Source organism: Streptomyces winkii (assembly GCF_032248595.1).
Lineage (GTDB): Bacteria > Actinomycetota > Actinomycetes > Streptomycetales > Streptomycetaceae > Streptomyces > Streptomyces winkii.
The window spans coordinates 237,781-252,678 of sequence record NZ_JASTTH010000003.1 but is presented as its reverse complement, the minus strand read 5'-3'; the positions used below and the strand labels follow the sequence as shown (position 1 = coordinate 252,678).

General features: G+C 70.7%; 8 protein-coding genes and 2 pseudogenes. 6 read left to right on the top strand and 4 right to left on the bottom strand.

Annotated features, from left to right (window positions below):
- The first annotated feature begins 24 nt into the window (after positions 1–24).
- Positions 25–693, top strand: a complete 669-nt coding sequence (locus tag QQM67_RS09610) for a response regulator transcription factor (protein WP_314173256.1) — start codon at positions 25–27, stop codon at positions 691–693.
- 55 nt (positions 694–748) lie between these two features.
- Here QQM67_RS09610 and QQM67_RS09605 read toward each other — a convergent pair whose 3' ends face one another.
- The 3 genes from QQM67_RS09605 to metH all read right to left on the bottom strand — a co-directional run bounded on the left by QQM67_RS09605 (position 749) and on the right by metH (position 7,106).
- Positions 749–2,338, bottom strand: coding sequence for an ABC transporter substrate-binding protein (locus QQM67_RS09605; protein ID WP_314173255.1), 1,590 nt, complete (start codon positions 2,336–2,338; stop codon positions 749–751).
- 423 nt (positions 2,339–2,761) lie between these two features.
- Positions 2,762–3,475: an HAD family hydrolase gene (locus tag QQM67_RS09600; protein WP_314173254.1), complete on the bottom strand. Its 714-nt coding sequence runs from the start codon at positions 3,473–3,475 to the stop codon at positions 2,762–2,764.
- 106 nt (positions 3,476–3,581) lie between these two features.
- A complete protein-coding gene (gene metH / locus QQM67_RS09595) occupies positions 3,582–7,106 on the bottom strand; it encodes a methionine synthase (protein ID WP_314173253.1) in 3,525 nt (1,174 codons plus the stop codon).
- A gap of 317 nt (positions 7,107–7,423) precedes the next feature.
- Between metH and QQM67_RS09590 the strand changes: the two are divergent.
- The 5 genes and pseudogenes from QQM67_RS09590 to QQM67_RS09575 form a co-directional block, all read left to right on the top strand.
- A pseudogene (locus QQM67_RS09590) lies at positions 7,424–8,099 on the top strand (IclR family transcriptional regulator); the annotation flags it as partial.
- Positions 8,100–8,182: 83 nt separating this feature from the next.
- Positions 8,183–8,266 (top strand): annotated as a pseudogene (locus QQM67_RS30625) (IclR family transcriptional regulator); the annotation flags it as partial.
- A gap of 241 nt (positions 8,267–8,507) precedes the next feature.
- Positions 8,508–9,260: an MIP/aquaporin family protein gene (locus QQM67_RS09585; RefSeq protein WP_314173251.1), complete on the top strand. Its 753-nt coding sequence runs from the start codon at positions 8,508–8,510 to the stop codon at positions 9,258–9,260.
- A 180-nt stretch (positions 9,261–9,440) separates the two neighbouring features.
- Positions 9,441–10,988, top strand: coding sequence for a glycerol kinase GlpK (gene glpK, locus QQM67_RS09580; RefSeq protein WP_314173250.1), 1,548 nt, complete (start codon positions 9,441–9,443; stop codon positions 10,986–10,988).
- 5 nt (positions 10,989–10,993) lie between these two features.
- Positions 10,994–12,610, top strand: a complete 1,617-nt coding sequence (locus tag QQM67_RS09575) for a glycerol-3-phosphate dehydrogenase/oxidase (RefSeq protein ID WP_314173249.1) — start codon at positions 10,994–10,996, stop codon at positions 12,608–12,610.
- 263 nt (positions 12,611–12,873) lie between these two features.
- Here the strand turns inward: QQM67_RS09575 and QQM67_RS09570 are convergent, their stop codons facing one another.
- Positions 12,874–14,607, bottom strand: a complete 1,734-nt coding sequence (locus tag QQM67_RS09570) for a glycoside hydrolase family 13 protein (protein ID WP_314173248.1) — start codon at positions 14,605–14,607, stop codon at positions 12,874–12,876.
- Positions 14,608–14,898 lie beyond the last annotated feature (291 nt).

Here is a 14,898-nt window from a genome sequence, read left to right as displayed (position 1 = left end):
GTGCCGCCCGCCGAAGGAGATCCCGTGGCTATCCGCGTCCTGTTGGTCGACGACCAGCCGCTGCTGCGCACCGGTTTCCGGATGATCCTGGAGGCGGAGCAGGACATCGCCGTCGTCGGTGAGGCCGGCGACGGTCTCCAGGCGCTGGATCAGGTACGGGCGTTGCAGCCCGATGTGGTCCTGATGGACATCCGCATGCCGCGCATGGACGGGGTGGAGGCCACGCGGCGCATCACCGGGCCCGCGAAGGACGGCCCGGCCAAGGTGCTCGTGCTGACGACCTTCGACCTCGACGAGTACGTGGTGGAGGCGCTGCGCGCCGGTGCCAGCGGCTTCCTGCTCAAGGACGCGCCGGCGGCGGAGCTGGTGCAGGCGATCCGCGTCGTCGCGGACGGCGAGGCGATGCTCGCGCCGAGCATCACGCGCCGCCTGCTCGACAAGTACGCGGGGAAGCTCCCCTCGGGCGACGAGCCCGTGCCGGACACGCTCCATCAGCTGACGGAGCGTGAGGTGGAGGTGCTGAAGCTGGTCGCGCGCGGCCTGTCGAACTCGGAGATCGCGGCGGACCTCTTCGTCAGCGAGACGACCGTCAAGACGCACGTCGGGCACGTGCTGACGAAGCTGGGCCTGCGCGACCGCGTGCAGGCCGCGGTCTACGCATACGAGAGCGGTCTGGTGCGGCCCGGCGCGTGACCCGCCGCCGGCCACCCCCTGCACTCCGACGCGCGCGGACCCCCGGTCCGCCGCGTCACGTGTCGGTGTTGCGCCCCAGCTCCCACAGCTGAAGCACCGACGAGGAGTTGAGCGCCCATTCGACTCCGGTGATGTCGTCCCGGGCCGCGATGAACTGCTTGCCCTGCCACAGCGGAAGCACCGGCACCTCGTCGGCGACGATGTCCTGCGCGCGGGCGAAGCCCCTCTCGGTGCGGACGCGGTCGGTCTTCTGCCGTGTCTGCGGGATCACCTTGTTGCGTATCTCGGTGCTGATGTAAGGGCTGTTGAGGAAGTTGTCGCGCTCGAAGAAGGGCGCGATGTAGTTGTCGGCGTCCGGGAAGTCGGGGAACCAGCCGTATCCGTAGACCTGGTACTTCCCCTTCAGGGCGTCGGTCCGGTACGTGTCCCAGGGCCGGCCCCGCACCTCCGCGTCGAACAGGCCGCTGCCGTTGAGCTGCTCCTGGAGCTTCTCGAACTCCTTCTTGGTGACGGCGCCGTAATGGTCGGTGGTGTAGGCGAGTTCGACGTCGACGGGGGTCGAGACCCCGGCCTTGCGCAGGGTGCGCCGCGCGGCGTCCGCCCCGGCCTCGCCGTACTTGTTGAAGAAGGAGTTGCGGTGTCCGGGCACGCCCGAGGGCACCAGGGAGTAGAGCGGGTCGGCGGTGCGTGCGTAGACGTCGCGCACGAGGGACTCGCGGTCGATCAGCTGCGCCATCGCGCGCCGGACGGCCAGCCGGCCCGCGGTCTCGTCGTCGGTGTTGAAGACGAGGTACCGGATCTCCTGCCCGGGCTGCTGCACGAGGTCGATGCGGTCGTCCCCGGGCGCTTCGAGCCGCTCGATCTGCTGCGGGGAGATGGTGCGGTTCATCAGGTCGATCTCCCCCGCGCGCAGCGCCCTCTCCATGGCGGCGGAGTCCCTGAACGAGCGCAGTTCGACCTTCTCGCTGCGGACCTTCAGCCCGCCCCGGTAGTCGGGGTTGCGCGTGAAGACCGTCTTCTTCGCGTCGCTGTCGTAGTCGAGCGTGTAGGGGCCCGAGCCCGCCGTGCGGAAGCCCTTGGCGAAGCCGTTCGCGGGGTAGCTCTCCTGATCGAGGATCGAGGCGGCCGGAGTTGCGATCTTGTACGGGAAGGTGGCGTCCGGCTTGCGCAGGTTGAAGACGACCTCACGGTCGCTGGTGGCCTCGACCTTGGCTATGCCGCCGAGCAGCGAGGCGGGCCCGTTGGCGAAGCGGATGCGCAGGACGCGGTCGATGGAGAACTCGACGTCTTTGGCGTCGAGGGTGTGGCCGTTGGAGAAGGTCAGGCCCTCGCGCAGGGTGCAGCGGTACTGCTCGTTCCGCTCGTCGGTGAAGCCGCACCTCTCCGCGGCGTCCCGGACGGGGCGGGTGCCCGAGCGGGGCATTCTCAGCAGTGTCTGAAACGCGTTGCGCATGACGTTCCATGAGCTGACGTCGTACGCGGCGGCCGGGTCGAAGGGAGCGGGCGTGGCCTTGCTGACGGCGAAGACGTCCGTCGTACCGACCACGATCGCGGGTGCGTCGCTCCCCGTCCCCTGTCCGCAGGCGCTGAGCAGGGAGGCCAGCAGGCCGGCCGCCGTGGTCAGCGCCAAGGGCTTGCGGTGCATCAGGCACGGTCCTCTCGTCAGGCCGGACGGGTCACGGCGGCGAAAGGACGGGCGGAAGTCGCAGACGGGCCCAGGTGGCCATTCCTGAACTGGACGTCCTGGCAACGGACTCGGAGCCCGATTGGGATCACCCCCGATTGGTCGAAACGGGACAGGTCGGATGCACCCCCTGACCGGTACGCCGGCAGCGACGTGAAGTGCCTGCTGAATGTCACAGCGCTCTTCGGGCCACGTCAAGAGGATTCGCGGTATTGACAGAAGGGAGCCGACGGGGCGTCACGACCCGTATGAGCAGGGTTTCCTGAAAGGTCCGCGGACGACGCGGACTTCCGCGGAGGCTTCGACGGAGCGGCTCCGCGCGAGGGCAGGGGCCCGCCTCCGCGGACGCGGCCGCCAGGCCGCTGGGCGGGCGTCAGGCTGGCGTCAGGAGAGGCTCTGGTGGGCCACCGGAACCATGGAACGCAGGAAGGCGAGATTCACTTCTTCGAGCGATTCCACGACGGTGCGCCCGGGAACAGCCTCGATCGGCGCGACGGAAGGCACCGCCACCACCCGGCAGCCCGCCGCCTCGGCGGAGGCCACCCCGGTCACCGTGTCCTCGACGACGGCGCAGCGGGCCGGGTCCGCGCCCAGGCGGGAGGCGGCCGTCAGATAGGGGTCGGGGTGCGGCTTCGTACGCGTCAGCTCGTCCCCGGCGACCGTGAGGTCGAAGTGCTCCTTGCCGAGCGAGACCAGCATCTCGTCGACGACCGTGCGGTGCGAGGCGGAGACGAGCGCGGTGGGCACCCCGTGCAGCGACAGTTCGGCGAGCAGGCGCCGGGCGCCCGGTACCAGCTGCACGCCGCGGCGCAGGCGCTCGATGAACTTGTCGTTGAGCAGCACGGTCAGCTCCTCGATGGTGATGTCCGCCGCCGTCGCCTCGATGAGGAACCCCGCGCTGCGCGTCATCGGGCCGCCCACGACGACCTCGCGCCATTCGTCCTTCAGTACGTGACCGAGCTCCGCGAAGGCCTCGCTCTCGGCGTCCCACCAGAAGCCTTCCGTGTCGACCAGGGTGCCGTCCATGTCGAGGAGCACCGCCTGTAGCGACGAGCCTTCGGCCGTAAGAGTGCCGAGCGCGGGGATGGAGCTGGTCATCCGCGTACACCTCCGTGAGGGACAACAAGGCCGGCCGCCCGCCCCACAGGAGCGAACGACCGGCCTGTACCGGATCGACCATTCTACGACGGTTCGGCCGGAGCCGTTATCGGGCGTTGAAGTACTTGGCCTCCGGATGGTGGATGACGATCGCGTCGGTGGACTGCTCGGGGTGCAGCTGGAACTCCTCCGACAGCTCGACGCCGATGCGTTCGGGCTTCAGCAGGTCCGCGATCTTCGCCCGGTCCTCCAGGTTGGGGCATGCCCCGTATCCGAGGGAGAAGCGGGCGCCCCGGTACTTCAGGTCGAACATGTCCGTCATGGCGGCCGGGTCCTCGCCCGCGAAGCCCAGCTCGGAGCGGACGCGGGCGTGCCAGTACTCGGCCAGCGCCTCCGCGAGCTGGACGGACAGGCCGTGCAGCTCCAGGTAGTCCCTGTACGCGTCCTTCGCGAAGAGCTCCGCCGTGGCCTCGCCGATCTTCGAGCCGACGGTGACGACCTGGAGGCCGACGACGTCCTGCTCGCCGGACTCCTCCGGGCGGAAGAAGTCCGCGAGGCACAGCCGCCTGCCGCGCCGCTGCCGCGGGAAGGTGAAGCGGGTGCGCTCGCTGCCGTCCTCGTTGAGCAGAATCAGGTCGTCGCCCTTGGAGACGCAGGGGTAGTAGCCGTAGACGACGGCCGACTCCAGCATGTTCTCCGTGTGCAGCCGCTCCAGCCAGCCGCGCAGCCGCGGACGGCCGTCCGTCTCCACCAGCTCCGCGTAATCCGGGCCGTCGCCCGTACGGGACTCCTTCAGGCCCCACTGGCCCTTGAAGAGCGCGCCCTCGTCGATCCAGGACGCGTAGTCCTTGAGGCCGATGCCCTTGACCACGCGGCTGCCCCAGAACGGGGGCGTCGGCAGCGGATTGTCGGTGGCGACGTCGGAGCGCACCGAACCGTCGTTGACCTCGGCCTCCGGCACCTGTCCCGCCTCGGACGAGGGGCGCTTGGGCACGCGGCGCTGCTTCAGCGGCGGCAGCTCGGCGCCGGGGACGCCGCGCTTGACGCCGATGAGGGCGTCCATGAGGCGCAGTCCCTCGAAGGCGTCGCGGGCGTAGCGGACCTCGCCCTCGTAGATCTCGTGCAGATCCTGCTCGACGTACGCGCGGGTGAGCGCGGCGCCGCCGAGGATGACCGGGAAGTCGGCGGCCATCTTGCGCTGGTTCAGCTCCTCCAGGTTCTCCTTCATGATCACCGTGGACTTCACCAGCAGGCCGGACATGCCGATGACGTCGGCCTTGTGCTCCTCGGCGGCGTCGAGGATCGCGGCGACGGGCTGCTTGATGCCCAGATTGACCACGTTGTAGCCGTTGTTGGAGAGGATGATGTCGACGAGGTTCTTGCCGATGTCGTGCACGTCACCGCGCACCGTGGCGAGCACGATCGTGCCCTTGCCCTCGTCGTCGGACTTCTCCATGTGCGGTTCGAGGTAGGCGACCGCGGTCTTCATCACCTCGGCGGACTGGAGCACGAACGGCAGCTGCATCTTGCCCGCGCCGAACAGCTCGCCGACGACCTTCATGCCCGCGAGCAGGGTGTCGTTGACGATGTCGAGGGCGGGGCGTTCGCCCAGCGCCTCGTCCAAGTCGGCTTCCAGGCCGTTGCGTTCGCCGTCGATGATGCGCCGCTGGAGGCGCTCGTCCAGCGGCAGTGCCGCCAGCTCCTCGGCCTTGCCGGCCTTCATCGCCTTGGTGTCGACGCCCTCGAACAGCTCCAGGAGGCGCTGGAGCGGGTCGTAGCCCTCGCTGCGCCGGTCGTAGATCAGGTCGAGCGCGGTGGCGACCTGCTCCTCCTCCAGGCGCGCGATCGGCAGGATCTTGCTGGCGTGCACGATCGCGGAGTCCAGACCCGCCTTGACGCACTCGTCGAGGAAGACGGAGTTGAGCACGATGCGCGCGGCGGGGTTGAGACCGAAGGAGATGTTGGAGAGGCCGAGCGTGGTCTGCACGTCCGGGTGGCGCTTCTTCAACTCGCGGATGGCCTCGATGGTGTTGATGCCGTCCTTGCGGGACTCCTCCTGGCCCGTGCAGATGGTGAACGTCAGGCAGTCGATGAGGATGCTCGACTCGTCGATGCCGTAGTTGGTAGTCAGGTCCTCGATGATGCGCTCGGCGATGGCGACCTTGTTCTCGGCCGTACGGGCCTGGCCCTCCTCGTCGATGGTCAGGGCCATCAGGGCGGCGCCGTGCTCTCGGGCGAGCGCGGCGACGCGAGCGAAGCGGGACTCGGGGCCGTCGCCGTCCTCGTAGTTGACGGAGTTGATGACTGCGCGCCCGCCGAGCTTCTCCAACCCGGCCTGGATCACCGGGACTTCGGTGGAGTCGAGGACGATGGGCAGGGTCGAGGAGGTCGCGAAGCGGCCGGCGAGCTCGTTCATGTCGGCGACGCCGTCCCGGCCGACGTAGTCCACGCACAGGTCGAGCATGTGCGCGCCCTCGCGGATCTGGTCGCGGGCCATCTCGACGCAGTCGTCCCAGCGGCCGTCCAGCATCGCCTCACGGAACTTCTTGGAGCCGTTGGCGTTCGTACGCTCGCCGATCGCCAGATACGAGGTGTCCTGGCGGAAGGGCACCATCTGGTAGAGCGAGGCGGCGCCCGGCTCGGGGGTGGGGTTGCGGGCGACGTGCTCCTTGCCCCGCACGCGCTCCACGAGCTGGCGCAGATGCTCGGGCGTCGTACCGCAGCAGCCGCCGACGAGGGAGAGGCCGTAGTCGCGGACGAAGCCCTCGTGGGCGTCGCACAGCTCCTCGGGCGTGAGCGGGTAGTGGGCGCCGTCCTTGCCCAGCACGGGCAGGCCCGCGTTGGGCATGCAGGAGATCGGCACCCGCGAGTGCTGTGCCAGATAGCGCAGGTGCTCGCTCATCTCGGCGGGCCCCGTGGCGCAGTTGAGGCCGATCATGTCGATGCCGAGCGGCTCCAGGGCGGTCAGGGCCGCCCCGATCTCGGAGCCGAGGAGCATCGTGCCGGTGGTCTCGACGGTCACGGAGCAGATCAGCGGCAGGGCGTGCGCGCCGGTGGCGTCCATGGCGCGGCGGGCGCCGATGACGGCCGCCTTGGTCTGGAGCAGGTCCTGCGTGGTCTCCACGAGCAGCGCGTCGGCGCCGCCGGCGATCATGCCTTCGGCGTTCTGCTGGTAGGCGTCGCGCAGCGTGGTGTACGGGGCGTGGCCCAGTGTCGGCAGCTTGGTGCCGGGGCCCATCGAGCCGAGCACCCAGCGGGGGCGGCCGTCGGCCTCGAACTCGTCCGCGACGTCGCGGGCGATGCGCGCGCCCTTCTCGGAGAGCTCGAAGACGCGATCGGTGATCTCGTACTCGCCCAGGGCGGCGTGGTTGGCTCCGAAGGTGTTGGTCTCGACACAGTCCACGCCGGCTTCGAAGTACTCGGTGTGGACCGAGCGCACGATGTCGGGACGTGTCACGTTGAGGATCTCGTTGCAGCCTTCGAGCTGCTGGAAGTCGTCGAGGGACGGGTCCTGCGCCTGAATCATGGTGCCCATCGCGCCGTCGGCGACGATCACGCGCTCCGTGAGCGCCTTGCGCAGGGCTGCTGCCCGCGGGAAGGCGGAATCGGGCGTACTGCTCGGCGAGGCCATGAAGGGTTCTCCCTAAGGTGCGACGGCTGTCGGCTATGCGCGGTCCCGTCTCTCGGTGAGGACGGCGCACCTGATCAGGGTATCGGGCCGGCACAAGAGTGCAGCCGGGCGTTCCGCGCACCGGACAGGCCGGGGCCGGGATCGCGGGGAGGCGGAGGGCTCGGGGAGCCGGGGCGCAGGATGCCGGCGCAGGGAGAATCCCGCGCGCTCGCTCGTACGGGGACCGGGCTACCGTCCGTCGACATCAAGCGATACCGTTCGGCATTGTCGAACTCGATTCAGAGCGGCCAGTTGCGAGCAGGTCAGGGAGGTGCGCGGTGGCCCGGCCCATCCAGTCGCTGGAGCGCGCGGCAGCCGTGCTGCGGCTTCTGGCGGGCGGTGAACGCAGGCTCGGCCTGTCCGACATCGCCTCGTCCATGGATCTTCCGAAGGGCACGGCGCACGGTCTGCTGCGCACCCTCCAGCAGGAGGGATTCGTCGAGCAGGACGACGCGACGGGCAAGTACCAGCTGGGCGCGGAGCTGCTGCGGCTGGGCACGAGCTATCTGGACGTGCACGAGCTGCGCTCGCGGGCCCTGGTCTGGGCGGACGACCTGGCGCGCTCCAGCGGCGAGAGCGTCTATCTGGGAGTTCTGCACCAGCAGGGCGTGCTGATCGTCCACCACGTCTTCCGGCCGGACAACAGCCGTCAGGTGCTGGAGGTCGGCGCGATGCAGCCGCTGCACAGCACGGCGCTCGGCAAGGTGCTCTCTTCCTTCGACCCCGTGGCGCACAGCGAGGCCGTGGACGGCGAGCGCCCCCGCTTCACGGAGCGCACGGTCACCTCGCTCGAGGACTTCGAGGACGTACTGGAGCTGACGCGGGCGCGCGGCTGGGCCTCCGACGTGGAGGAGACCTGGGAGGGGCTGGCCTCCATCGCCGCCCCGATCCGGGACCGCCGCGGCATGCCGGTGGGCGCGGTCGGCGTGACGGGCGCGGTGGAGCGGGTCTGCGAGGAGGTCGCGGGCGGCACGGGCGTCGTCGGCGCCGCCTCCCCGCCCCTCGCAGGCAACGGCGCGGGGAGCGCTCCAATCGAGGCCGAGCTGCGTCCGATGCTGGTCGCGGCCGTACGGGACTGCGCCCGGGCCGTCTCACGGGATCTGGGCGCACGCCGGTTCTGAACGCCCTTGTCCGAGCGGGCCGTTGGCGGCGCACGGCGGTGCGGGGAGCCGGTGCGGCGCCCGGCGCTCAGCCCTGCCCGGAGTTGATCTCCCCTGCGTACACGGTCTGCACGAGTCCTGAGTCACACCTCTTGACGGGACCACCACCAGGGACAAAACTGCCCAGTCGGCGGTCGGCATTGTCGAACACTGGACGGAACCGACCCGCCCTCCCATATGGACGACACCAAAGGAGTCGCGGGTGTCCAGCTCCGACATCTTCTTCAGCGAAGTAACAGGTACAGCTCTGCTCATTCTGCTCGGTGGCGGCGTCTGCGCCGCCGTGACCTTCAAGCGCTCGAAGGCGTTCAACGCCGGATGGGTCGCCATCGCCTTCGGCTGGGGCTTCGCGGTCCTGACCGGCGGCTACGTCGCCCAGATATCCGGCGCCCACCTCAACCCGGCGGTCACGCTGGCCCTCGCGATCGAGGGCACCACGCCGTGGGGCGACGTCCCGCTCTACTGGGCCAGCGAACTGCTCGGCGCGATGATCGGCGCCGTTCTGGTGTGGCTGACCTACTACGGCCAGTTCCACGCGGATCTGAGCGAACCGGAGATGGCCGAGCGCAGGGGCGAGAACCCCGGCCCGGTGCACGGCGTCTTCTTCACCTCCCCGGAGATCCGCAACACCGTCCAGAACCTCGTCACCGAGATCATCGCCACGTTCGTGCTCGTCATCGCGATCCTGAACCTCGGCCTGACCAAGGGCGTCGGGATCTCCGGGATCGGGGTGCTGATCGTGGCGCTGGTCGTCGTGGGCATCGGCCTGTCGCTCGGTGGCCCGACGGGATACGCCATCAACCCGGTCCGTGACCTCGGCCCCCGCATCGTGCACGCGCTGCTGCCCCTGCCCAACAAGGGCGGCTCCGGCTGGGCCTACTCCTGGATTCCGGTCGTGGGCCCGCTGATCGGTTCCGCTATAGCGGCCGGGCTGCACCAGGTCGCCTTCGCCTGAGCCCGTTGCCGCAGTGCCTGCGGCCCGGCAACGTACGAGCCCGAGCAAGGGACGAGCCCCGGCGGCGTACGAGCCGCGCTGACGGACGAGCAGCGCACGGGCCGCAGGCACGGCCGGCCGGAACAGACCGGGCAGCGCAGTCGAGAGCCCCTTTCCGACGAACCACTTGGAGCAGGACACATGAGCGAGACCGAAACCCAATCCGCCGCTTCCAACCACGGCGAGGGCCCCTTCATCGCCGCCATCGACCAGGGCACGACCTCCAGCCGCTGCATCGTCTTCGACAAGGACGGCCGCATCGTCGCCGTCGACCAGAAGGAACACGAGCAGATCTTCCCGAAGCCCGGCTGGGTCGAGCACGACGCCGCGGAGATATGGACGAACGTCCAGCAGGTCGTCATAGGCGCCCTGGACAAGGCCGGCATCACCAAGGCCGACGTGAAGGCCCTCGGCATCACCAACCAGCGTGAGACGACGCTGCTGTGGGACAAGGCCACCGGCCAGCCCGTGCACAACGCGCTGGTCTGGCAGGACACCCGCACCGACACGCTCTGCCGCGAACTGGGCCGCAACGTCGGCCAGGACCGCTTCCGCCGCGAGACCGGGCTGCCGCTGGCCTCCTACTTCTCCGGGCCGAAGATCCGCTGGCTGCTCGACAACGTCGACGGGCTCCGCGAGCGCGCCGAGCGCGGCGAACTCCTCTTCGGAACCATGGACTCCTGGGTCATCTGGAACCTCACCGGCGGCCCGGACGGCGGGCGTCACGTCACGGACGTGACGAACGCCTCCCGCACCATGCTGATGAACCTGCACTCGATGAACTGGGACGAGAAGATCTGCAACTCCATGGGAGTCCCCATGTCGTTGCTTCCCGAGATCCGTTCCTCGGCGGAGGTGTACGGCGAGGCCACGGGCGCGCTCGCGGGCGTGCCGGTCGCGTCCGCCCTCGGCGACCAGCAGGCGGCGCTCTTCGGGCAGACGTGCTTCTCCGAGGGCGAGGCGAAGTCCACGTACGGGACGGGGACGTTCCTGCTGCTCAACACCGGCCACGAGGCGGTCAACTCGTACAACGGGCTGCTCACCACGGTCGGCTACCGCATCGGCGACGAGCGCCCCGTCTACGCGCTGGAGGGCGCGATCGCCGTCACCGGTTCGCTGGTGCAGTGGATGCGCGACCAGATGGGCCTGATCAGCACCGCGGCCGAGATCGAGACCCTGGCCCTGTCCGTCGAGGACAACGGCGGCGCCTACTTCGTGCCGGCCTTCTCCGGTCTCTTCGCCCCGTACTGGCGCGACGACGCCCGCGGGGTGATCGCCGGGCTCACCCGGTACGTGACCAAGGCGCACCTCGCCCGTGCCGTGCTGGAGGCGACGGCCTGGCAGACGCGGGAGATCGTCGACGCGATGCAGAAGGACTCCGGCGTCGAGCTGACGGCGCTCAAGGTCGACGGCGGCATGACGTCCAACAACCTGCTGATGCAGACCATGTCGGACTTCCTCGACGCTCCCGTCGTGCGCCCGATGGTCGCGGAGACGACCTGTCTCGGCGCCGCCTACGCGGCGGGTCTCGCCGTCGGCTTCTGGTCCGACACCGACGAGCTGCGCGCCAACTGGAAGCGGGCGGCCGAGTGGACGCCCCACATGGACGCGGCCGATCGCGACCGCGAGTACAAGAACTGGCTCAAGGCCGTGCAGCGGACCATGGGCTGGATCGAAGAGGAGAACTGAAACAGATGAACACCCCGCTCAGCGTCCCGACCCTCGGGACGCACCCGGCTGCCGGCGGCAATCCGAGCCGTGCCGAGACCAGGGAGCTGCTCGCGGGAGCGACGTACGACCTGCTCGTGATCGGCGGCGGCATCCTCGGAACCTCGGTGGCCTGGCACGCCGCGCAGTCGGGGCTGCGGGTGGCGATGGTGGACGCCGGCGACTTCGCCGGCGCCACCTCCTCCGCCTCCTCCAAGCTGGTGCACGGCGGGCTGCGCTATCTCCAGACCGGCGCGGTGAAGCTGGTGGCGGAGAACCACCACGAGCGGCGGGTGCTGGCCAAGGACGTGGCCCCGCACCTGGTCAATCCGCTCAAGTTCTATCTGCCCGTCTACAAGGGCGGGCCGCACGGTGCGGCGAAGCTGGGCGCCGGCGTCTTCGCCTACAGCGCGCTCTCCGCGTTCGGCGACGGCGTGGGGCGCGTGGTCTCGCCCTCGCGCGCCGCCGCCGACAATCCCGGGCTGCGTACGGAGAACCTCAAGGCCGTGGCCGTCTACGGCGACCACCAGATGAACGACTCGCGCATGGCCGTCATGACCGTGCGCGCCGCCGTCGACTCCGGTGCCGTGGTCCTCAACCACGCAGAGGTGACGGACCTGCGCAGCACCGGCGGCCGCATCACGGGCGCCGAGCTGCGCGACCGCGTCGACGGCAGCGAATTCGGCGTCGACGCCCGCCTGGTGCTCAACGCGACCGGCCCGTGGGTGGACCACCTGCGCAGGATGGAGGACAAGGGCGCGGCTCCCAGCGTCCGGCTCTCCAAGGGCGCGCATCTCGTGCTGCGGCGCAAGGCGCCGTGGCGCGCGGCCATGGCGACGCCCATCGACAAGTACCGCATCACCTTCGCGCTCCCGTGGGAGGACCAGCTGCTGCTGGGCACCACCGACGAGGCGTACGAGGGCGACCCGGGCGACGTGCGGGCCACCGAGGCCGACATCCAGCAGATCCTGGACGAGGCCGCGTTCTCCGTACGCGACGAGCATCTGACCCGCGATCTGATCAGCTACGCCTTCGCGGGCCTGCGCGTGCTGCCGGGCGGCCCCGGCGGGGTGACGGCGGCGAAGCGGGAGACGGTCGTCAGCGAGGGCATCGGCGGGATGCTCTCGGTGGCCGGCGGCAAGTGGACGACGTACCGGCACATCGGCCGCGCCGTGATGGACAAGCTGGCGAAGCTGCCCGGCGGTTCGATCGCGCAGGACATGGAGCCCGTACGGGAGCTGGTGCGCCGCGCTCCCCTGCCCGGCATCTCCAACCCGAACGCGGTCGCGCACCGGCTGCTCGTGGACCGCGAGCGCGAACCGGGGCCGCGCATGGACCCGTTGACGGCGCGCCACCTCGCGACGCACTACGGCTCGCTCTCCTTCGACATCGCACGGCTGGTCAACGAGGACCCGTCGCTGGGCGAGCGCATCCACCCGGACGGGCCGGAGATCTGGGCACAGGTCGTGCACGCCCGCGACCACGAGTGGGCGGAGACCGCGGACGACGTGCTGCGGCGGCGCACCACGCTCACCATCCGCGGCCTGGACACCGAAGAGGTGCGCGGACGCGTCGAGAAGATGCTGGCGGAGCGCCGCGGCTGACCGGCAGCCAGGGGGCAGGGGGAGCGCGTCCCCGTGCGGCCGTGACGGGACCGCACGGGGAACGCCGGCGGGCGGGCCGCGCCGGGGGGCCGGCCCGCCCGCCTCACGCTCGCGTCCGGCCCGCGCGTACGTCCTCGTACGGCCGGCACACCGTGGTGCCTGGTCGTGCGCGCCGACTCCCCGGTGCTGCCCGGGAGTTCGTCTCCGCTCCGTCCGATCGGGTGCGCAACAGCTGCGCACGCCAGAGGCCCGCAGGGCGGAGTTCAGCCCTCGTCGCGGGACGGCGCCGCTCCGGGCCGCCGTCCGAGCCAGACCGCGGTGTCGGGCGGGAGCACGCCTGCGTATGGCCCGTGCGGATCGTCCGGGCCGCCCTCGCTCGCGAGCAGCGGTACGGCCCCCGCCGGAAGCGGCACGGGCCGGCCGGAGAGGTTGACGCGGCACTCCAGCGGCCCGTCCGAGCCGTCCCGACCGCCCCTGCGGAACGCCAGCTCCCCCTCCCCCGCCTCGAGCCACTCCAGCCGCTCGCCGCCGGGCGCGCCGCGGAACCCGCGGCGCAGCCGCAGCGCGGTGCGGTACAGCTCCAGGAAGCTGCCGTCGACACCGGCCTGCGCCTCCGCGGAGTGGGCGCCCCAGCCCTCGGGCTGCGGAAGCCAGCTGCCGCCGGGGCCGAATCCGTACGAGGGTCCCCGCAGCCGCCACGGCAGCGGTACGCGGCAGCCGTCCCGGCCCTTGTGCGTACGGCCGGTGCGCTCCCACATCGGGTCGCGCAGCGCGTCGGCAGGCAGGTCCGCGACCTCCGGGAGCCCCAACTCCTCGCCCTGGTAGAGGTATGCGGTACCGGGCAGCGCCAGCGTCAGCAGCGCCGCGCGGGCCCGGCGCCGGCCGAGCCCGTGGTCGGGGGCGGGCCGGTGTCCGTCGGAGGCGAGCCACTCGGCGAAGTCGGTGCCCTCGGGCAGCCCGTAGCGGGTCGCGTGCCGCACGACGTCGTGGTTGGAGAGCACCCAGGTCGGCAGCGTGCCCACGGAGCGCGCGCCCGCGAGGGACTCGTCGATGACGCGGCGGAAGGACGCCGCGTCCCAACCGCACCGCAGATGGAAGAAGTTGAAGGCCTGGTGGAGCTCGTCGGGCCGGGTGTAGAGCGGCAGCCGGGCGGCGCTGACGCCCGCCTCGGCGACGGCGATGCGGGGCGGTTCGTAGGAGTCGAGGATCTTCCGCCAGGAGCGGTAGATCTCATGGACCCCGTCGCGGTCCCAGAAGGGGTGATCGTCGCCCTCCGGCGGAGAGTTGAGCGGCGCCGCGTCGTTGCCGCAGGTGTCGCGCAGGGGCGGAGCGAGGTCCTTGCGCAGGCCGTGGGCGACGTCCACGCGGAAGCCGTCGACGCCGAGATCGAGCCAGAAGCGCAGAGTCCGCTCGAACTCGGCGGCGACCTCCGGGTTCTCCCAGTTCAGGTCGGGCTGTTCGGCGGCGAATATGTGCATGTACCACTGCCCGTCCGGGGTCCTGGTCCAGGCGCCGCCGCCGAACTTGGACTGCCAGTCCGCGGGCGGCTCACCGCCGTCCGGCCCGGTGCCGTCCCGGAAGTGAAAGCGGTCGCGGGCGGCGGAACCGGGCTCGGCGGCCAGCGCCTCCGCGAACCACGGGTGCCGGTCGGAGCAGTGGTTCGGGACGATGTCGACGATGACCTTCAGCCCGTGGCCGTGAGCGCGCGCGAGGAGATCGCGGAAGTCGCCGAGCGTGCCGTGGCGCGGGTCGACACCGCGGTAGTCGGAGACGTCGTAGCCTCCGTCGGCCCACGGCGAGGGGTAGAACGGCGTCAGCCAGAGCGCGTCGACGCCCAGCCCGGCGAGGTGGCCGAGGCGGTCGGCGACGCCGCGCAGATCGCCCATGCCGTCGCCGTCGGAGTCGGCGAAGCTGGGCACGTAGACCTGGTAGACGACCGCCTCGCGCCACCAGTCGTCGGTCGTCTCCGTGGGCTGCTGGGGCGTGCTGCGTGTCACGGTGTCCTCTCATGAAGCGGTGCGCACGGGCCGTGCAACTTCCTTGTGTCCCGGCTTGTGTCAGGGCTCGCGTCCGGCCCTCCGGATGCGGGGCGACGCCGACCGGCACTGTACGTCCGCCGCCGTCCGCCGACTCCGGCTTCCGCCACGAGCCTCACCAGGGACACCTCGCAGGTCAAGACGGTGGACGGCGCTCAGGCGGACGGTGCTCGCGCCCCTGGCTTGCGGGTGCGGCCAGGGCTGCGGCACGCGAGCCCTCACGCCGTAGGCTGGTTGCCGCACGGAACGGAA

What these genes read in the sequence shown, in the direction of transcription:
- QQM67_RS09605 (WP_314173255.1), bottom strand. Translation starts at nt 2,338, where the DNA reads ATGCACCGCAAGCCCTTGGCGCTGACCACGGCGGCCGGCCTGCTGGCC.
- QQM67_RS09600 (WP_314173254.1), bottom strand. Translation starts at nt 3,475, where the DNA reads ATGACCAGCTCCATCCCCGCGCTCGGCACTCTTACGGCCGAAGGCTCG.
- metH (WP_314173253.1), bottom strand. Translation starts at nt 7,106, where the DNA reads ATGGCCTCGCCGAGCAGTACGCCCGATTCCGCCTTCCCGCGGGCAGCA.
- glpK (WP_314173250.1), top strand. Translation starts at nt 9,441, where the DNA reads ATGAGCGAGACCGAAACCCAATCCGCCGCTTCCAACCACGGCGAGGGC.
- QQM67_RS09575 (WP_314173249.1), top strand. Translation starts at nt 10,994, where the DNA reads ATGAACACCCCGCTCAGCGTCCCGACCCTCGGGACGCACCCGGCTGCC.